This window comes from Mucilaginibacter pankratovii, assembly GCF_014773265.1.
In the GTDB taxonomy this organism is placed as follows: Bacteria; Bacteroidota; Bacteroidia; order Sphingobacteriales; family Sphingobacteriaceae; genus Mucilaginibacter; species Mucilaginibacter pankratovii.
The window spans coordinates 17380-36749 of sequence record NZ_JACWMY010000015.1 but is presented as its reverse complement, the minus strand read 5'-3'; the positions used below and the strand labels follow the sequence as shown (position 1 = coordinate 36749).

Below are 19370 nucleotides of genomic sequence, written 5' to 3'. Positions count from 1 at the left end.
GTATTTAAGCTTAGCCGCCATTAAAGCCCTGCAATAAGTTCTTTTAGTATTTGTGTCATTTTCGGTTCTGCTTCGTGGGCAATGGCCAGGATATCTTCGAGGGAAACAGGTTGCAATTCTTCGGTGAAGCCTTCATCTGTTAAAACGGAGATCGCAAAAACAGGGATGCCCATGTGGTTGGCCACAATAACTTCGGGCACGGTGCTCATACCTACCGCGTCGCCGCCTATTATGCGCAGGTACCTGTATTCGGCACGGGTTTCCAGGTTAGGGCCGGTTACAGCTACGTAAACACCTTTATGGCAGTTAATATTATTTGCCGATGCTATTTTTAAAGCTTTCTCGATCAGGTCGCGCCGGTATGGCTGGCTCATATCCGGGAAGCGCGGCCCCATATCCGAATCGTTACGGCCGATAAGCGGATTTGCCGGCTGCAGGTTAATATGGTCCTCAATCACCATCAGGTCGCCTTTTTTTATTGCCGGGTTAAGCGATCCGCTGGCGTTTGATACAAACAGTGTTTGTATACCCAGCAATTTCATTACCCTTACCGGAAGGGTGATCTGCTGCATAGTGTAGCCCTCGTAATAATGCAGGCGGCCCTGCATAGCTACTACTTTTTTGCCCGCCAGTGTACCAAATATCAGTTTGCCGGAGTGAAACTCCAGGGTCGACATCGGGAAATCGGGGATATTGCTGTACATCAGCTGTTTTTCCACCTCAATTTCGTTTACCAGGCCGCCAAGGCCGGTGCCTAAAATTATACCGCACTCGGGCACAAAATCGCCAATGCGTTTTTTAATATAATTGGTACTATTCTGAATACTTTCTAACATAATTTATAACTAATTCATCAAAGCTTTGCTGCGCATCTCCCAAAAATTGTATGCCTATCGGTATCACCAAGACAAACAGCCGCGAAACAGCGGGAAGCAAGTTATGTAGTGCTAAACGCTGCGCATCCTTTTCTGTTGTGACAATTACTTTTTTTTGTGAGCTGCAGGCAGAAAACTCCGCAGCAAGTTTAGCGATATTTTTTAAGGTAAACTGGTGATGGTCGGGATAATTGTGATGCATGATAGCACCGGTAAGCGTTTTTAAATGGCTAACAAGCGGTGCAGAGTTGGCTATGCCGGTAAGTAAAAATACGGTGGTATCGGCATCTATTTTATAACCCACGGGGCGCTGCTGCATATCCTGCAAAGGCAAGTAATTGATGGATGTAAAGAACAAAGGTTGCCAGCTTTGCGGGCTTAGGCGGTAATAGCATTTCGTTTTTTCCTCTTCGGAGAGGTTTGCCGGGCATTTGGTTATCACCATCATATCCGCCCGCCATTTGCCGCTGAAGGGCTCGCGCAGGTTGCCCGCAGGTAAAACAAAGTGCGGATCGAACAATTTATTATAATCGAACAACAAAATATTGAAGCCCGGTTTTACCGCGCGATGCTGGTAGGCATCATCCAAAATAATGAGGTTATGCGATGCTTTGAGTTGCTCTATACCTGCTACCCTTTCCTCGCAAACGGCAACTGTAACCTCCGGGAATTTATGCTTGAATTGTGCCGGTTCATCGCCAATTTCCGTAGCGGTAGCGTTTGCAGCAGCGTTTATAAAACCTTTTGTGCTGCGCCCATAACCGCGGCTGAGGGTTGCGAGTTTGCTATCCGTTTTGAGCAGGCGTACCAGGTATTCTGTCATGGGGCTTTTGCCCGCGCCGCCTACTTCGAGGTTGCCAACGCAGATCACCGGCATATCAAACTCGCGGCTTTTAAACAGCCCTGCATCGTAAAACCAGTTGCGCAGCAGCACAACCAGGCCATATATTAACGAAAACGGAAGCAAAAGCCAACGCAGGTATTTCATAGAGAGCGCAAAGATAGGGAATTGGGAGGAGGGCTATGGCGGCAGATCTGACAAATTCAAAAAGTTGCCAAATCTTAAATAACTCTGTTGCGGTCATTGCGAAATGGGACGGCTGAAACCTGATAATCGTCTTCGTAGACAATATAGCCGGGATTTTTAGTTACAAGCCGTTCTACCACAAGGTCGTATTTTTCTAATACTTCGGTAAGTTCACTCATTTTATGAAGATGTTCTTTTGCCGAATCTTTAAACCATGATAAAGATACCGATACAGGGCTTTTACTCGTGGCGTTTGAGAACCGGGTTGGTTTCTCTAAGTTAGAACTAAACCATTTATTTAAAATCTTAAGTTTAACTACATCACCATCCTGGGTTGATGGATTATTACGAAGATACCCGAGTGCCTGAAATACCCCTGTTTCTGCTTCGTTATATTCGTTAATAAATTCGGTAGTAAATCGGAGGTACACCGTTATTGAATTGCGTTGTAGTTGTTGGTTTGCATTAAAAATGTAGCCTGCTCCTTAGAAACTGATGGGAAATCCTCAAGAAACTCATCCAGTGTTACACCTGCTTCTAAATGGTGAAAAAGAGATTCAACAGGCACACGGGTTCCGGTGAAAACGGGTTGCCCGCTTAAAATTTCCTGGTCGATATTGATCACTTGTTGAATATCCATATGTTAAAGATAGGAATACGTTATGATTAAAAATAGTTTTAAGAAAACGAATTACAATTTATCCATAACTTTATTTCCATCAAACCCATTCCCTCCATGAAACACCTTTTACTCGCCGCCTTCCTGTTGCTAACCGTTACCACCTTCGCCCAAACCGATAAAAAGCTTACCGCGCGGTTGCAAACAGCCCTGCAGGGTTTTAACGGACAAGCAGGCATTTACGTGCAGAATTTAAAAACAGGCAAAACCGCAGCCATTAACCAGGATACGCTGTTCCCTACCGCGAGTATGATTAAAGTGAGTATACTTAGCGGCGTGATGGATAAAATAGAAAAAGGCGAACTGAACTATAACCAAAAACTTGCCTATCGCGATTCGTTGTTGTACGCGGGGGAGGATATCCTGGGCTCGTTTAAAGATAAAGACACTATTATGCTGAGCAAGGTGGCCATGCTGATGATCACCATGAGCGATAATACCGCCAGCCTGTGGCTGCAAAAGCTGGTAACAGGTACACACATTAACAACTGGCTGGATAGTAACGGCTTTAAAAGTATGCGGGTAAATTCCCGCACGCCCGGCCGCGAGGCAATGCGTAAGATCTACGGCTGGGGCGTAACCACGCCTTACGAAATGTGTAAGCTCTTCACTATGATCCGCAACGGGCAGGTGGTGAGCCCGGCAGCAAGTGAGCGCATGAGCCGCACCCTCAACCGCATTTATTGGGATAACACCGCGCTCTCGCAAATACCACCTTATATACAGTGCTTATCTAAACAAGGCGCAGTGGACGAAAGCCGGTCGGAAACCGTGCTGGTGAACGCTCCGCATGGCGATTACGTTTTCTCTATCATCACCAAAAATAATAAGGACCAGCGCTGGGTAACCGATAACGAGGCTTACGTGCTTATCCGTAAAGTATCTGCCCTGCTATGGCATTACTACGAGCCAAAAGACGAGTGGAAACCCGCCCCCGGTATCGAGAAATATATGCTGAACGAGTAATTATTTCAGCTCGGCAAGTAAACCAGGCAGGTTGAGGCTACGGGTAAACATGGTCATTTCGCCGGCTTCGTTTATTGGCCATTGCTCTTTTGGGCGGTCCCAGTAAAGCTCTACGCCGTTACCGTCGGGGTCATCCAAATAAATGGCCTCGGATACACCGTGGTCCGATGCGCCGGTGATGGGGTATCTGGCATCTATCAGGCGCTGCAATATGGCCGCCAGATCCTTCCTTTCGGGGTACAATATAGCGGTATGGTATAAACCTGGTGCATATTCCGGGGCAGGTGACGCGCCTTTACTATGCCAGGTATTTAAACCGATATGGTGGTGGTAGCCACCGGCAGAGATGAAGGCTGCCTGGTCGCCGTACATCATCTGTACTTCGAATCCCAGCAGGCCGCCGTAAAAACCTAATGATTTTTGTATATCGCTCACCTTTAAATGCACATGCCCGATGCGGGTTTGTGCGGGGATCTTATAATCGCTCATTTTCTTTGTTTTAATGTTGTAAAGTTACAAGGTTGAAAGGTTGATTTTGTTGGAGATAAGTAAAATAAATGTTTAAACATTTATTGAAAGATGAATATCGCCGGGTTGTTCAACTCACCCCGAATGCGCTCTGCTCCGCAAAGAGGGCAAGGAATAAGAAAAGAATCCCCTCTTTCCGAAGGAGAAAGGGGTTTGGGGGTGAGTCAACTCGCGTTGCGGATATTGCCTCGTGGCTATTTGACTCACCCCAAATGCGCTCCGCTGTTCGACCCTCTCTCCGCAAGCGGAAAAGAGGGTGAAGAAAAAAGAACCCTCTCCTTTGGAGAGGGCAGGGTGAGGCTCCTAAGGCCCCCTCTCCAAAGGAGAGAGGCACGCTCCTTGTAACTTTATTGTTAACGTTGTTTAATAATAGTTAAAGTATGTTAACGCACAGGCATAATCCAAAACATTTTATAGATTTTTAGGCCAGCACTAAGCTACCTAACACCTGCATGTATAGATATCTGCTGTTTTTCTTCTTTTTAACGACTGCCACCACATCCTTTGCGCAAAACAAAGCAAACGTAAAGGGCAGGGTGGTAGACTCCTTAAGCGCCAAACCGATTGAATTTGCGACCGTTGCCATTTTAGATAACCGCGACACAAGCTCCCATCTGCTATCCTACACCATTACCGATAAGAACGGCGCATTCGCGCTGCATAATATCCCGCAGGGGATCCCCATAAAAGTATTTATATCTTTCGTGGCTTACCAGCCCTATCGTAAGGTAATTACCCTAAAAACGAATGAGCTGGACCTGGGTGCCATCAAATTAAACATCAAGGAACTGAACGAGGTGCTGATAAAGGGCGAGCGTATGCCTATCGTCATAAAAAAAGATACCATTGAGTTTAACGCCGAAGCCTTTAAAGTACGCCCCAATGCCGTGGTAGAAGACTTGCTGAAAAAACTGCCCGGGCTGGAAGTAGCCAGCGATGGCGGCATCACTGTAATGGGTAAGGATGTGACCAAAGTGCTGGTGGATGGGCACGAATTCTTTTCGGCTGATACGCGGATGGCCACCAAGAACATCGATGCCGATATGATAGATAAGATACAGGTGTATGACGACCGCGAGAACGACCCCGACCACCTCATCCCCGCATCGAAGCTGAACAAGATCATCAACCTGAAATTTAAGAAGGCTTTTAAGAAAAGCATTTTTGGAAAAGGCTACGCAGGGGCAGGTACCGGCGGGCATTACCAGGCGGGCGCACTCATCAATACCTTCAGGGATACTTTGCAGGTGAGCGTTTTAGGTTCATCAAACGATTTGAACAATACCGGGTTCGATTTTAACGATCTGTACGGCAGCGGCGGGCTTAACCGCGGCGGCGAGGCCATCTCCAGGGCCGGCATTGCCTTTGGCGGAGGAGGTAACGGCAAGCAAACAGCCACCAATGCGGGCTTTAACATCAATACCGATTACGGTAAAAAGCTGAAGGTGAACTTTGCCTACATCTACAAAAAAGAAAACTCGGAGTACAACACCCTCACCAAACGGCAGCAGTTCCTGGCAGATACAACGGTGTTTGGCAACTCGGCAAACAAGCGCAACGGCAATAACAGCAGCCACGCCATAAGCAGCACCATAGTTTGGCAGCCCGATGATAAAACCCGCTTACGGTATACGCCTTATATCAACATCAGCAACAACTCATCGGCAAACCAAACTACCGGCAACAGTTACAGCAACTTTACCGATCCTATCAATGTGTCAACAAATACCAGCAACGCCAGCGGCAATAACATCAACTTTTCGCAGGCGCTGAATTATAACCGGCAGCTTAAAAAAAAGGGAGCGTCTATAAACATCGACCATACCCTCACCTTTAGTCCCCGCAATAACACCAATTATGATAATACCAGCCTCACTTCTTACGTGGCAGCCCTGCCATCCTACGCGTTTAACCAATTAGGCGATAACCGTTCGCGCAGTACCGATGCGAGCTTATCGGCAGGCATTAGTTACCCGGTAACCGAAAAAATTAAAGTGGATGTTAACGCACAAGCCAGCTACGGCCACAGCCTGGATAAGGTATCTACCTATGATTACAACCCCGCCACCGGCGAATACGACAGCTTTTTGCTGGAGAAAAGCAATGACCTGGCCCGCGATAAATGGATGCAGGGCCTAAACCCGGGGTTAAGTATTGAGCTGAAAAAGGACATTAACCTGCGGATGCACTTTAACACCCAGTTTCAGCAGGTGAACAATGCCTTTGGGCGGGGCGCTGCCGATCTGGATCAGCATTTTGTGTTCTTTATGCCCACTGTCAATTTAAATATGAATGGTTTCTCGGTGGATTACTCGCGGTATACCTATTTACCCAATATTGGCGATATGGTACCTTATACCGTGGTATTTAGTCCATCGTCTTCCGTTACCGGTAACCCTTTTTTAAAACCAACCAGCAGCAATTCCTTTAGTATCAATTACTCTAAATACAATTTCCAAACCCGCACCAGTTACAATGTGCGCGCCTCGGTTGCCTTTTACGAGAACAGTGTTTTCAGGCAGCGCACGCTGGACGCACAGTCGGTAGAAACCAGCACGCCTATCAACCGCGATGGCAGGTATAACATGAATTTTAGCGGCTACATCAACAAGCAATTGAAGAAGGAGGGTGATGTGCAGCTGGATGCCTCAACCAATATCAACCTATCAAAAAGCCATGATTTTTTTGTGCTGAATAGGATGGATGGCTTCCAGGAGTCGTACCGGGGCACCTTGAATGAGCACGTCACCTTTAATTATAAAGATGTTTTTGAATTTAGCCCCCAATACCGCCTAAGCTATACCTACACCAGTTACAGCGGTGTTAACTATGAGAGCCAAAAATACATTACCCATGCCTTCGATACGCATTTCAGGGTGAACATGCCCTTTAAAACCAATATTGATGGCAACTACACTTACAACTACAATCCGTTGGTGCCGGCCGGTTTTCAAAAAAGCAGCAACCTGCTCAATGTGAGCCTTGCCCGCCAGTTCCTGAAAAAGGATAAAGGCGAAATAAAATTCTCCTGCTACGATCTGCTGAACCAAAACATCAACACTTACCGGTACATCAACCAAAACTCCATTACCGATACCCAATCGCAGATCATCAGGCGGTATTTTTTGCTCACCCTGCAATATAAATTCACCAAATCAACTGTGAAAAAGTAACCCAAACACGAACCACATCTTCGACTTCCCCAACCTTTCCAATTTTTTTAACGTCTCCAACCCTTCCAACATCTCCAACTTTTCTAACGTCTCCAACCCTTCTAACTTTTACCTACCTTTGCGGCATGATCATCAAATCGGCCGATTTTATTTGCAGCAACACTCAGATCTCCAGGTTGCCCATTCCCATTAAACCAGAGTTTGCGTTTATAGGGCGCTCCAACGTGGGGAAATCATCCCTGATAAATATGCTGGTGCAGAAAAAAGGCCTTGCAAAAACTTCGCAAACGCCGGGCAAAACCCAGCTGATCAACCACTTTTTGGTGAACGAGTTGTGGTACATTGTCGATCTGCCGGGCTACGGATACGCCAAGATCTCTAAAAGTAAAAAAGAGGACTGGAACAAATTTATCCGCAGCTACCTGGATAAACGCGAAAGCCTGCAATGCGTAATGGTATTGATAGACAGCCGCCTGGAACCGCAAAAGATAGACCTGGAGTTTTGCAGCTGGCTTGGCGAAAAGGGCTTGCCATTTGTGCTGGTATTTACCAAAGCCGATAAGCAAAGCAGCATTAAAACAGACCAGAACATTGCCAAATTCCGCAAAGCGATATTAGCCACCTTTGAGGAAGCGCCACAGCATTTTGTAACCTCATCAGAAACCTTGCTGGGCCGCGATGAGATCCTGGCGTTTATAGATAACATCAACCGCAGTTTTGAACCGCCGGTATTTGATGAGGAGTACTATAAGAGTTAAAATATAATATCGAACGCCGAATATCGAATTCAGAATGATGAAGTAAAAAGAACTTCATGATTAGACGTTTAAAATTCGATATTTGTTATTCAAATAAGCATGAAAAAATACCTTTCTCTCGTAACTTTTACCCACACCATATTTGCCATGCCATTTGCCTTTATTGGCTTCTTTTTGGCGGTTACCACTACCGACCATAAATTCGAATGGCAAAAACTGGTGATGATGCTGCTTTGCATGGTGTTTGCCCGCAACTCGGCCATGGCATTTAACCGCTACCTCGACAGGAACATCGACGCTAAAAACCCGCGCACCAAACAGCGTGATATCCCGGCAGGGAGGATCAGTCCGGTTGCGGCATTAACTTTTACATTGAGCAATTGCGCATTGTTTATATTGACCACCTGGTTCATCAACCCGCTTTGCTTTTATCTTTCGCCCATTGCCTTATTGGTGGTTTTGGGATACAGCGCCACCAAGCGTTTTACGGCGCTTTGCCACATGGTTTTAGGTTTGGGTTTATCGCTGGCACCTATCGGGGCGTATTTGGTGGTAACCGGGGCGTTTGCTTTAACACCGGTATTTTTCTCGCTCTCGGTTTTATGCTGGGTAAGCGGGTTCGATATCATCTACGCCCTGCAGGATGAGGATTTCGACCGGAACGAGAAACTGCACTCTATCCCTGCCTGGTTAGGCAAGGTGAACGCTTTGAGGCTTTCTACCGTGTTGCATATATTCTCAGCAGCATTTATTGTGATGCCGGTGTTTTACACCAACGTGGGCCTGCTTTATTACATCGGTATCGCCTTCTTTTGTGCCATGCTCATCTACCAGCACCTGTTGGTAAAACCAAACGACCTGAGCCGTGTAAATATCGCCTTCATGACTACCAACGGCATCGCCAGCGTGGTGTTTGCGGCCTTTTTTTTAATGGATAGGATATGGATGCGCTAACATCAGCACAGCTCGAAGCATTTCGTAAGGGCATGGAGCCTTACGTGGTTTTCAACGAGGCCGAATGGATCGTATTCATTCAGCATATCACGCTGCACAATTTTAAAAAGAAGCAGCTTTTTGCCGAAGCGGGTAAGGTTTGCAACCACTTTGGTTTTGTGCTGAAGGGCTCGGTACGCTATTACCACATTAAGGATGGCGTGGACATTACCGGTTATTTCAGTTTCGAAAACGAATTTGTGAGCAGCTATAAAAGTTTCCTTACAGGAGAGCCGGCCACAAATTATATCGAAGCATTAGAGCCCAGCCAGATCATTATCATCAGCAAAAAAAACATGGAGCTGATGCTGAACAACCCCATGCTGGCCTACAAAATGGAACGCTTTGGGCGCCTGGTAGCCGAACATTACCTCATCTGCTACGAAGAACGCATCTCATCATTCATTACCCAAACACCCGAGGAGCGTTATCTCAAACTCCTGCAAACCGGCCGCGAAATACTCCAGCGCATGCCTCAGCATTACATTGCCAACTTTTTGGGGATAACACCGGTTTCGTTATCGAGGATAAGGAAGAGGATCTTGGTGGAAAAATAGCAGTGATTCAAAATTAAAAAGTCAAAACAACACGCTTCGGTCTGCATTCCCCTTTAACCTTTAACCTTTAACCTTTAACCTTTAACCTTTAACCTCTAAATTCTTATCTTTTGTTAACGTTTTGACTTTCAACCCGCGCCTACATTTGTATCATACTTTAAAACAACAAGAAAATGCATACGATATTAGGAGCAGGAGGCCCGGTAGCCAACGCGCTAACCCGCCAGTTAGAAAATAATAACGATACCATCCGCCTAATAAGCAGGCGCGAAATAAAACCCGGCAAAAACACCACCTGGAAAAAAGCCGATCTTTTAAACCTGGATGAACTGCGCGAAGCTGCTAAGGGTTCAACGGTTATATATTTGTGCGTAGGCATTGTTTACGATGCTGAGGTATGGAAACAGCAATGGCCCGTTATCATTAAAAACGTAATTGCCGTTGCCAAAGAGAACAATGCCAGGTTGATATTTTTTGATAACGTTTACATGTACGGTTTGGTAAATGGCCCAATGAAAGAAGATACGCCTTATAACCCTATCAGTGAAAAGGGCAAAGTGCGTGTGGGTGTGGCCAATGCTATTATGGATGAAGTAAAAGCCGGAACACTAAACGCCAGCATAGCCCGCGCGCCAGATTTTTATGGTACCGATAGCACCAATAGCTTTTTTGATATGATGGTGCTTGCCAAATACGCCAAAAAAGAAATGGCCCAATGGATGGGGGATGCTAATACAAAGCACTGCTTTATTTATATTGAAGATGCCGCCAAGGCGATGTTTTTGTTGGGCCAAAACCCGGATAGCGATAACCAGATCTGGCACCTGCCAACTGCTCCTGCGCTTACCGGTAAGCAATTTATAGAAATGGCAGCCACTATTTACAAAACCAAACCCAGCTACTTCAGCCTGAAGAAATGGATGCTTTGGGTAATAGGCAAATTTATGAAAGTAGTTGCAGGTACGGTAGAGATGTACTACCAGTACGATCATGATTATATCTTCGATTCCAGCAAGTTTGAAAAGAGGTTTAACTTTAAACCAACGCCGTATGCAGAGGGGATAAAAAAGATGTCGGAGACGTTGTATAAGGCGGAATAGATAAGTATATTGCGGCAAATAAGTTATGCCGCAAACCTTATCGTCAAACTACAATCCTTTTAAAATTGCTATTCTGGCTGGTGTTTTTGGTGGATTTTCATTGATAGCCATTAATCTGACCCCGTTTACACATGGTTACAACCAGGGCAATTCATTGTTACTGGTGTTTATCCTTACTATCGTGGGCACGCAATTGTTAAATAAATATTTAGCCAAACTTAATGCGATATTTATACAAAGAGTAGCCTTTAGTACAACGGCTATTGCTATCGCAAGTATCATATTTTTAGTGTACGAAATCATCTTTACTGTTTTTGCCAATAATAAAACCATTATCGGGTATATTTTCTATTGGGTTATGATGGTAGCCGCCGGCTTTGTAATAAGTCTGTTATCGGCACTGTTCATCAAGCCAAAGAAGGTTTAGTAAAGTGACGTTTTTGAAATGTGAACATTGCCTTACGTAACAAGTGGAGTAATGTTGTTCGATATTTTACCTTTAGTAAATATTCAATCTTTCCGACTTTCCCTACTAATCTGCATATTTGCACATCCGCATATCTGCACATCAATTATACCATGATCCACAAAAAAACAAGACATTATATCCCGGCCGACCTCGAAATTAAATGGGAAACGCTGGAACCTATTTACCAGGAATTAACCAACCGCCCTATCAATTCCGTAAGCGAATTAGAGCAATGGCTGAAAGACAGCAGCGAACTACAGGCGGCGCTGGAAGAGGATTTTGCCTGGCGCTACATCCGCATGACCTGCGACACCATGAACCCCGACCTGCTGGAAAGTTTCCAGTACTTTGCTACCGAGATTGAGCCTAAAACCGCGCCATATAACAACGAGCTAAACAAAAAGCTGGTGAACAGCGATTACGTTGGCGAGCTGAGCGAGGAGAAATTCTACATAATGCTGCGCGCCGTAAAAAAATCGCTGGAGCTTTTCCGTGAGGAGAACATTCCGCTGCAAACCGAGATCCAGGTGGAGCAGCAGAAATATCAAAGCATCACCGGCGCTATGTCGGTACACATCGATGAGAAGGAATACACGCTGGAGCAGGCCTCGGTATTTTTAAAGGGTACCGACCGAGCCAAGCGCCAGGAAGTTTGGGAGAAGATAACCGCCCGCCGCTTGCAGGAAAAAACGGTGCTGGATACCCTGTTCGATCATCTGCGTGCCCTGCGCCATAAAGTGGCGCTGAACGCCGGTTTCGAGAATTTTCGCGATTATATGTTCCAGGCCCTTGGCCGTTTTGATTATACCCCGCAGGACTGCTATGCTTTCCACGCGGCTATAGAAACCGAAGTGGTGCCCATTCTGCGCGAGCAGGCAGAAAAACGCCGGGAACTATTGGGCGTTGATACTTTAAAACCATGGGATATGGATGTAGACCCATCGGGCAGGCCGGCGCTAAAACCGTTCAACAGCGGTGCCGAACTGGTGGAGAAATCTATCCAGTGTTTTAGCAACATTAACCGTTACCTGGGCGAGCGTTTGGAAATTATGAAGGATAACAACCTGTTTGATGTGGAGAGCCGCAAAGGCAAAGCACCGGGCGGTTATAACTATCCGCTATCGGAAACGGGCGCACCCTTTATCTTCATGAATTCGGCCAACACCTTCCGCGACCTCACCACCATGGTGCACGAAGGCGGCCACGCCGTGCATACCTTCCTCACTGCCGACCTGGAACTGAACGATTTTAAACATTGCCCAAGCGAGGTTGCCGAGCTGGCATCCATGTCGATGGAGCTGATCTCGATGGACAACTGGAGCGTTTATTTTGATAACGAGGAGGACCTGAAACGCGCCAAACGCGATCAGTTGATTGATGTGCTGAAAACCCTGCCATGGGTTGCCGTGGTAGATCAGTTTCAGCATTGGATCTACACCAACCCCGAGCATACTGCTGCCGAGCGTACGGAAGCCTGGCTGAAGATCTACGAGCCGTTTGGCGCCGGCTTTGCCGATTGGAGCGGTCACCCGGAGGCCGAGCAGAACCTGTGGCAAAAGCAGCTGCACATTTTCGAGGTTCCGTTCTATTACATCGAATACGGCATGGCCCAGTTAGGCGCCATAGCGGTTTGGAAGAACTATAAAGAGAACCCCGAGAAAGGCTTACAGCAGTATTTGGATGCCCTGAAATTAGGCTACACCAAAACCATCACCGAGATCTACGAAACGGCCGGCATCAAGTTCGATTTCAGCGCAGGCTATGTAAAAGAGCTTGCGGAGTTTGTGAAGGCTGAAATGGAAAAGATATAATTGCTTAGCCCTCTCCACGCCGGAGGGGGCTTTTTATTTCTTCCCCGTTTATTGCCGCAATATAACCTGGCAAGATTAAAGGGTAGTGGGAGACAGGCGCGGTAGGGGGGATCAATCAACCTGCTGATCAGAGTTGATAGTGGCAGCGATACCGGCCGGCAAAATATAGCGCTTTTCTACTGGGAGCATTTGAGTGGCTTCCTCCAGTTTATTTTCAAGTATTAGCTGATGGATGCTTTTACAGTTTTCGGTAATGTCGGTTATTTCAACTATCCAATCGTTTAGGTATTGGTCAACCGCTGTGCCCGATAAGCCAATTTGCAGCGATTTATAGTTTAGCGGCCTCATTAATAGATCCTTCTCAGGGTCCCATTGTACACGTACAGGCGCATTTTTTAAAGTTGACTGCCACGCCTCGTAATCTGCATAAACGGTAGCATCAAATGATGATAAACACGCTGATGCCAACGCCGTGTTAAAACCGCTTCGCTTAATTTTTACGGCTAAAACTCTTTCCTGGTTTTCTTTGTTGCCCCAGCCAGCGCGGTACATCATCCATAAAAATGATGGCTTTATCCAGGTCATCCGGTCTTTTTTAAACGGGCTTACAAATGTTTGGCTTTCCACCGCCGCCCGGGCTATAGCCATGTTATAAGCCTGGTAAACAGTTATCGTTTCGTCATCATAGCTTGCTCTTATTATTCTCAGTTCCATTGTTATATATATGTAAATTCATACAATAATATAAGCATTTTTTAGCGTAAATAAAAGCTTATTAAAACTTATCTGTGTTTTTCAGGTTAAAACTACTATGAAAAAGATTCTGATAAGTTTTAGCCTCCTGTTGTTATCGGCAGCAGGTTTTGCGCAGGCCCCTTTTAAGCCTGTTAAGATAGATAGCCTTGTTGCGGTATCGTTACCGGAGACATACACCAAAAAAGATACCCTTGGCCAGCAAATATATTCGGGTAACACAAATTTAGGTTACGTGGTAGTGATCAGGCAGCCGAATGCTGAAAACAACACGCCGTTAAAAAAAGAGCGCGACCTGAATAAAGTGCTGAAAGATTACATCAAAGGCATTAAGGGCCAGGCAGAAGGTTCGGATGCGTTGAACGTGCGCGATACCACGCTTGGGCACCTTAAGGCAAAAACCTTCACCCTCTCTACCGACCAGGGTGTCGGCGTACAACTGCGTAACTTCATCGTAATTTATACGCAGGATGTTACCTACACATTTGAGTATTACTACCAGCAAAACCGCGCCGAGTTGATAAAAGATGAGTACAAGAAATTCTCCAGTTCTATCGTCATATCGCCGGAGCTGAAACGTACCGACCAATACCTGTCAAACGCAAAGGGTATATCGCCAAGTCTCATATCTGGCGTGGTAATCGTCCTGGTGTTTATTGGCATAATCGTATTTTACATAACCCGCCGCAAGAAAAAACTTAGGGAACAGTTAGACCGCTAAGCTTTTAAAGTTTTCAGGATCCCCCTGTTCCAACGGGGGGATCTTAAAAATTGTTTGCTGTCTATAAAGCCCAGCCACATCACCGTAACCATTACGCCAATGGCCGAGCCTGCGGTAACGTCCTCAAAAAAATGCTGGCTCAAGTACATGCGCGAGTAACCCACCAGCATGGCTAATATTAACAAAGCTACTCCCCACATTTTGTTTTTAATAACATAGGTAAGCACTACCGCTGCGGAAAATGCCGTTACCGTGTGCCCCGAAGGGAAGCTTTGGATTCCGCCAACTACGTACACATCCTTCACAAAATGGATCTTATCTAACTCCTGCTCAAAATAAACACGCGGCCGCGGGCTGTAAACACTGTATTTTATGGCCTGCGCTACTATGGAGGTTACCAGGTAGCCACTCGTGAGCAAAAAAGCTTTGCGGTAATTAAAAAAGGCTATGATGGCCGATAGGATGATAATAGTGAGTCCATCGCCAATATCGGTAATGTACGGGGCCAGGAAGTCTGCGATGTTATTGTATACGCCATTTACCGCAAAGTATATTTCGCGGCGGGTATAAAGCAGTTTAATTAGGAAACAGCCGCATAAAACTACAAGATAGGGTATTAAAAAGTATTGTATCCTGAATAAAACCTCCCTAACGCCTATTTTCATTGCCCACAAAGTAACGCATATAGTTTTTCAATGCAAAAAAATGGTTATGTTTGGTTTGAAGAACTAAAAACTGATCAAACTATATGTCTAAAAGCATATTTCGTAAAAAATCTGTAGCCAAGATCCTTTCCGACGTTGAATGTGGTTTCAGCGACGCAGAGCACCCCGGCACCGCCTCCCAACTCCAAAAAGAACTTAATGTAAAGGACCTTACCCTCATGGGGATAGCTGCCGTGGTAGGCGCGGGGATCTTCTCCACCATCGGCGAAGCATCGTTTTATGGTGGCCCCGGGGTATCTATACTATTTATTATAACCGCGGTAACCTGCGGTTTTTCTGCTTTATGTTATGCCGAATTTGCTTCGCGCATACCTGTTGCCGGCAGTGCTTATACCTATGCCTATGCATCATTCGGAGAACTCATCGCCTGGATAATTGGCTGGGATCTGCTAATGGAATACGCCATCGGTAACATAGCGGTAGCCATATCCTGGAGTACCTACTTTGTAAACCTGCTGGAAGGTTTTCACATCCATATGCCCGAGTACCTCACCATGGACTACTTTTCGGCATTCCGTGCGCAGGAGAAGATCCAGGAACTTACCGCCAGTGGTAAACTGGCAGATATTACCGATAACATGAAAAGCGCAGCCGTTGCCTGGGCTAATGCCCCGGGTTTTGGCAATATTAAATTCATAGCCAATTTACCCGCTTTAGGGATTGTATTTGTTATCACCTACCTGGTATACATCGGTATTCGCGAAACAAAAAAAGCTACCAATGCCATGGTGGTTTTAAAAGTAGTTATTGTTATAGCGGTTATCGCCATAGGATTCTTTTACGTAACGCCGGCCAACTGGCACCCATTTATGCCGAACGGCTTTAAGGGCGTAATGAAGGGCGTATCGGGCGTGTTCTTTGCTTATATCGGTTTCGATGCCATCTCTACCACAGCAGAGGAATGCCAAAACCCGCAGAAGGACCTGCCGCGCGGTATGATCTACTCGCTGCTGATATGTACGGTGTTGTATATCCTCATATCCCTGGTATTAACAGGTATGGTAAGTTATAAGGACCTGCAGGTAGGCGACCCGCTGGCCTTCGTATTCGCTAAAGTGGGGTTGAAGAACATCAGTTATGTAATCTCCATCAGTGCGGTTATTGCAACTGCCAGCGTATTGCTGATATTCCAACTGGGCCAGCCACGCATCTGGATGAGCATGAGCCGCGACGGTTTGTTGCCAAAGGCTTTCTCCCGCATCCACCCTAAATTTAAAACCCCGTCGTTCGCTACAATTGTGACTGGTTTTGTGGTAGCTATCCCTGCCCTGTTTTTAAACCTTACCGAAGTAACCGATTTGACCAGCATTGGTACCCTATTCGCCTTTGTATTGGTTTGCGGCGGCGTATTGTTAATGCCGAGGGAAGCAGCCGTAAAAGGCAAGTTTCACCTGCCCTATGTTAACGCCAAATATGTAGTTCCGTTTATTTTTATTGGGATGATCTATTTGTTTTGGAAACCCTTTATGGATATACTGGCCGGGGAAAATATACACGAGAAATTTCCTTTCTTCTTGTTTATAATATTATCAGCAGCGCTAACCATAGCCGCAGTTGTACGTAACCTGTCGCTGATACCTGTATTAGGCCTGCTCAGCTGCTTTTACCTCATGACAGAACTTACCTACCAAAGCTGGATAAGGTTCCTGGCGTGGCTGTTAATAGGCCTGGTGATCTATGTTTTATACGGATATAAGCACAGTTTAATTGGCAAAGCGCAGAACGAAGTAAAATAGTTAAGTGTCCCAATTAAATGTGGGACACCTGTTTTTTGCATGTTTTTGATTATCAGCTATTTAATTAAAATCAGTGAAACACTTTGGGACACCCCTGTTGTTTAGATAGTTGATATAAATAGCTTACTATCAGGTAATTAAATAAAGTTCAATCTTAACTCAAAAACACGGCGAAACACTTTTTTGGGACACCTGCCAGCTATATCGTCCTGAAAAAAGTTTATACTATAAAGCTATAGCGGTATAAGATTTTGGTTGTCAATATTGGTTTAAATTTACATATCACTGGTAAGCATGGTTATTTACACTATACTGTAATTACCCGGCTATAGCAATTGATACCTTGCTCTCAAACAAAAAAGGGTTGCCCGTTTAAACAGGCAGCCCTTTCATATCAATGCTATTTATTATTACACCACCCTCGTCAGGTTTACCGATTCGGGCGAGGTAAGCATCAGCGGTACTTTCTCTACGGTTACAAAACTCAGGTCGAGGCCAAAGTTGCGTTCTTCCGAAAGGCTGATCTTTTTCATGTGCGAGTAAACAAACATCACCACCTTCTCGTAAAACGACAGGTTGTGCGAGCGTGATAACACTTTCTCGATCACCACAAACCTGAAATCGCCAACAATTTTGTGCTTGTTTAACGATTTGTAGGTGCTGGTAATATCCACTTCGCCGTTCTTCACCAGGTCTTCTACCACCTTGCGGAACAACAGGTTGATCTGTTGCTCTACCCTGAACCCAAGTTTAAAATCTACACGGATGAGTTTACCCGGTATCAAAAAGTCAACTTCGTACTCGCTTTTGTAAGGTTCATCCACCACGTCAACGTGTACCAGCCAATAAACATCGGCCCGTTTGGGCTGCTTTTGCAGGATGGAGTAAATGATCTTCGATTCCACTTCCGAATTGAAGTTGGCGCTGGTTAAATAGATCAGCTGTGAAGCGTATTTAGGCACGGTCTCGTCTTCGCTCATCTCTTTGATGATATTGTAATAATCGTCTATCTCGATGAACTTAACATAGCGGTTTTTGATCTTACGGGCGGTGTGCCAGGTCCACATGATCACAAACAGCACCAGGCCTATCGAGAGGGTGAACCAGCCGCCGTGTACAAATTTTACCAGGTTACCTAATAAAAATGTGCCTTCTATCAACAGGTAAAGCCCTAAGAATATACCGATAATATATGTAGGTACTTTTTTTCGCTGCAGGAATTTAGATACCAGAATGGTGGTCATCAGCATGGCTACGGTAATACTTAAACCGTATGCCGCCTCCATCTTAGCCGAATGGCGGAACAATAGCACCACGCCGATACAGCCAAAGCAAAGCAGCCAGTTAACACTGGGCACATATAATTGCCCCTTTTGCTCGCTTGGATAGTTGATGCGCACCTTTGGCCAAAGGTTTAGCCTAACAGCCTCGGCTATGAGCGTAAACGAACCGGAGATAAGCGCCTGCGAAGCAATAATTGCCGCGATAGTGGCTATACCGATACCAAATATCAGGAACCACTCGGGCATTATTTTGTAAAAAGGGTTGTTGGCGTTCAGGTCGATAGACTGACCTTCTCGCTGTAAAAGCCAAACGGCCTGCCCAAGATAATTAAGGATAAGGCAGGTTTTAACGTAGATCCAGCTGATCTGGATGTTTTTACGGCCGCAGTGCCCAAGGTCGGAGTATAAAGCTTCGGCCCCTGTAGTACACAGGAACACCGCGCCTAAGATGATGAATGCATTGTAGTTACTGGTAAGCAGTTCGTAAGCATAATAGGGGTTTAGCGCCCTTAATATGGATGGCATCTGCGCAATGTAGGACAACCCCAACACGCCCATCATAGTAAACCAAAGGAACATAATAGGCCCAAATGCTTTACCCACTAACGAGGTGCCAAACTGCTGAATGATGAACAAGCCCGCAATAATAGCTATAACAATTTGCACAGTAGGTAGTTCGGGGTAATAGGTTTTTAAACCTTCTATGGCTGATGATATGGTAATTGGCGGGGTGATGATACCATCGGCAAGGAGGGCGCAGCCGCCCAGTACTGCGGGGACTATCAACCATTTTGCTTTACGGCGCACTAATGAGAATAGCGAGAAAATGCCGCCCTCGCCCTTGTTATCAGCCCTTAGGGTAATTACTACGTATTTAAGGGTAGTTTGGAGGGTAAGCGTCCAAAAAATGAGGGAAACACCTCCCAGTACCAATGTTTCTGAAATACGCTGTGAAAAGTTTGAATGTTCTGAGCCTACGATGGCTTTAAAAACATATAACGGGGATGTACCAATATCACCGTAAATTATTCCTAAACTAATAAGCAGCCCAGCGGCTGTTAGTTTTTGCAGATCTTTATGATTTGACACCTATATGATATTAAAAAAAGTTTACAAATTTATAAAAATTACATTAGTACAACCGTGATTTTAACTTAGGGTGTTTGGGCTGCCAATATTTATTGAATTGCAGACAAAGGCAGGCTTTATTTACATA

18 protein-coding genes are annotated in these 19370 nt (G+C 45.5%); 10 read left to right on the top strand and 8 right to left on the bottom strand.

Annotation, left to right across the window (positions count from 1 at the left end):
• Window positions 1–20: 20 nt before the first annotated feature.
• The 4 genes from IDJ77_RS23920 to IDJ77_RS23905 form a co-directional block, all read right to left on the bottom strand.
• On the bottom strand, window positions 21–836 hold the full coding sequence (locus IDJ77_RS23920; protein ID WP_191191514.1) for a purine-nucleoside phosphorylase: 816 nt from the start codon (window positions 834–836) through the stop codon (window positions 21–23).
• Window positions 814–1863 carry a tetraacyldisaccharide 4'-kinase gene (gene lpxK, locus IDJ77_RS23915; RefSeq protein WP_191191513.1) on the bottom strand — a complete coding sequence of 350 codons (1050 nt, stop codon included), beginning with the start codon at window positions 1861–1863 and terminating at the stop codon, window positions 814–816. Before lpxK ends, IDJ77_RS23920 begins: the two co-directional genes overlap by 23 nt.
• A gap of 74 nt (window positions 1864–1937) precedes the next feature.
• Window positions 1938–2333 carry a hypothetical protein gene (locus tag IDJ77_RS23910; protein WP_191191512.1) on the bottom strand — a complete coding sequence of 132 codons (396 nt, stop codon included), beginning with the start codon at window positions 2331–2333 and terminating at the stop codon, window positions 1938–1940.
• A gap of 2 nt (window positions 2334–2335) precedes the next feature.
• Window positions 2336–2542 carry a DUF433 domain-containing protein gene (locus tag IDJ77_RS23905; protein WP_191191511.1) on the bottom strand — a complete coding sequence of 69 codons (207 nt, stop codon included), beginning with the start codon at window positions 2540–2542 and terminating at the stop codon, window positions 2336–2338.
• Window positions 2543–2638: 96 nt separating this feature from the next.
• Here IDJ77_RS23905 and IDJ77_RS23900 point away from each other — a divergent pair, with 96 nt between their 5' ends.
• Complete coding sequence (locus tag IDJ77_RS23900; RefSeq protein WP_191191510.1) at window positions 2639–3547, top strand: serine hydrolase; 909 nt, start codon at window positions 2639–2641, stop codon at window positions 3545–3547.
• Here the strand turns inward: IDJ77_RS23900 and IDJ77_RS23895 are convergent, their stop codons facing one another.
• Complete coding sequence (locus IDJ77_RS23895; RefSeq protein WP_191191509.1) at window positions 3548–4036, bottom strand: VOC family protein; 489 nt, start codon at window positions 4034–4036, stop codon at window positions 3548–3550.
• 491 nt (window positions 4037–4527) lie between these two features.
• Here IDJ77_RS23895 and IDJ77_RS23890 point away from each other — a divergent pair, with 491 nt between their 5' ends.
• From IDJ77_RS23890 to IDJ77_RS23860, 7 genes are all read left to right on the top strand, one after another.
• The gene (locus IDJ77_RS23890; RefSeq protein ID WP_191191508.1) at window positions 4528–7248 is read left to right on the top strand and encodes a TonB-dependent receptor; all 2721 of its coding nucleotides are present in this window, start codon (window positions 4528–4530) and stop codon (window positions 7246–7248) included.
• Between the two features lie 125 nt (window positions 7249–7373).
• Window positions 7374–8006 carry a ribosome biogenesis GTP-binding protein YihA/YsxC gene (gene yihA, locus IDJ77_RS23885; RefSeq protein ID WP_191191507.1) on the top strand — a complete coding sequence of 211 codons (633 nt, stop codon included), beginning with the start codon at window positions 7374–7376 and terminating at the stop codon, window positions 8004–8006.
• A 99-nt stretch (window positions 8007–8105) separates the two neighbouring features.
• Entirely contained in the window at window positions 8106–8960 is an 855-nt protein-coding gene (locus IDJ77_RS23880; protein ID WP_191191506.1) for a UbiA-like polyprenyltransferase, read from the top strand.
• Complete coding sequence (locus tag IDJ77_RS23875; RefSeq protein ID WP_191191505.1) at window positions 8948–9556, top strand: Crp/Fnr family transcriptional regulator; 609 nt, start codon at window positions 8948–8950, stop codon at window positions 9554–9556. The genes IDJ77_RS23880 and IDJ77_RS23875 overlap by 13 nt, the downstream gene beginning before the upstream one ends.
• A gap of 173 nt (window positions 9557–9729) precedes the next feature.
• A complete protein-coding gene (locus tag IDJ77_RS23870) occupies window positions 9730–10656 on the top strand; it encodes an NAD-dependent epimerase/dehydratase family protein (protein WP_191191504.1) in 927 nt (308 codons plus the stop codon).
• 25 nt (window positions 10657–10681) lie between these two features.
• Complete coding sequence (locus IDJ77_RS23865; protein ID WP_191191503.1) at window positions 10682–11083, top strand: hypothetical protein; 402 nt, start codon at window positions 10682–10684, stop codon at window positions 11081–11083.
• 152 nt (window positions 11084–11235) lie between these two features.
• Window positions 11236–12936 carry a M3 family oligoendopeptidase gene (locus IDJ77_RS23860; protein WP_191191502.1) on the top strand — a complete coding sequence of 567 codons (1701 nt, stop codon included), beginning with the start codon at window positions 11236–11238 and terminating at the stop codon, window positions 12934–12936.
• 111 nt (window positions 12937–13047) lie between these two features.
• On the opposite strand, the gene IDJ77_RS23855 is transcribed toward IDJ77_RS23860, so the two are convergent.
• A complete protein-coding gene (locus tag IDJ77_RS23855; protein WP_191191501.1) occupies window positions 13048–13650 on the bottom strand; it encodes a DUF4291 domain-containing protein in 603 nt (200 codons plus the stop codon).
• Window positions 13651–13747: 97 nt separating this feature from the next.
• On the opposite strand from IDJ77_RS23855, the gene IDJ77_RS23850 reads away from it, so the two are divergent.
• Window positions 13748–14410, top strand: coding sequence for an EGFR-like transmembrane domain-containing protein (locus IDJ77_RS23850; RefSeq protein ID WP_191191500.1), 663 nt, complete (start codon window positions 13748–13750; stop codon window positions 14408–14410).
• On the opposite strand, the gene IDJ77_RS23845 is transcribed toward IDJ77_RS23850, so the two are convergent.
• Window positions 14407–15075 carry a phosphatase PAP2 family protein gene (locus tag IDJ77_RS23845; RefSeq protein WP_191191499.1) on the bottom strand — a complete coding sequence of 223 codons (669 nt, stop codon included), beginning with the start codon at window positions 15073–15075 and terminating at the stop codon, window positions 14407–14409. The two genes, IDJ77_RS23850 and IDJ77_RS23845, sit on opposite strands and share 4 nt — an antisense overlap.
• 83 nt (window positions 15076–15158) lie before the next feature.
• Here IDJ77_RS23845 and IDJ77_RS23840 point away from each other — a divergent pair, with 83 nt between their 5' ends.
• Window positions 15159–16871, top strand: a complete 1713-nt coding sequence (locus tag IDJ77_RS23840) for an amino acid permease (RefSeq protein ID WP_191191498.1) — start codon at window positions 15159–15161, stop codon at window positions 16869–16871.
• A gap of 410 nt (window positions 16872–17281) precedes the next feature.
• Here the strand turns inward: IDJ77_RS23840 and IDJ77_RS23835 are convergent, their stop codons facing one another.
• Window positions 17282–19243 carry a KUP/HAK/KT family potassium transporter gene (locus IDJ77_RS23835; protein WP_191191497.1) on the bottom strand — a complete coding sequence of 654 codons (1962 nt, stop codon included), beginning with the start codon at window positions 19241–19243 and terminating at the stop codon, window positions 17282–17284.
• Window positions 19244–19370: the final 127 nt, after the last annotated feature.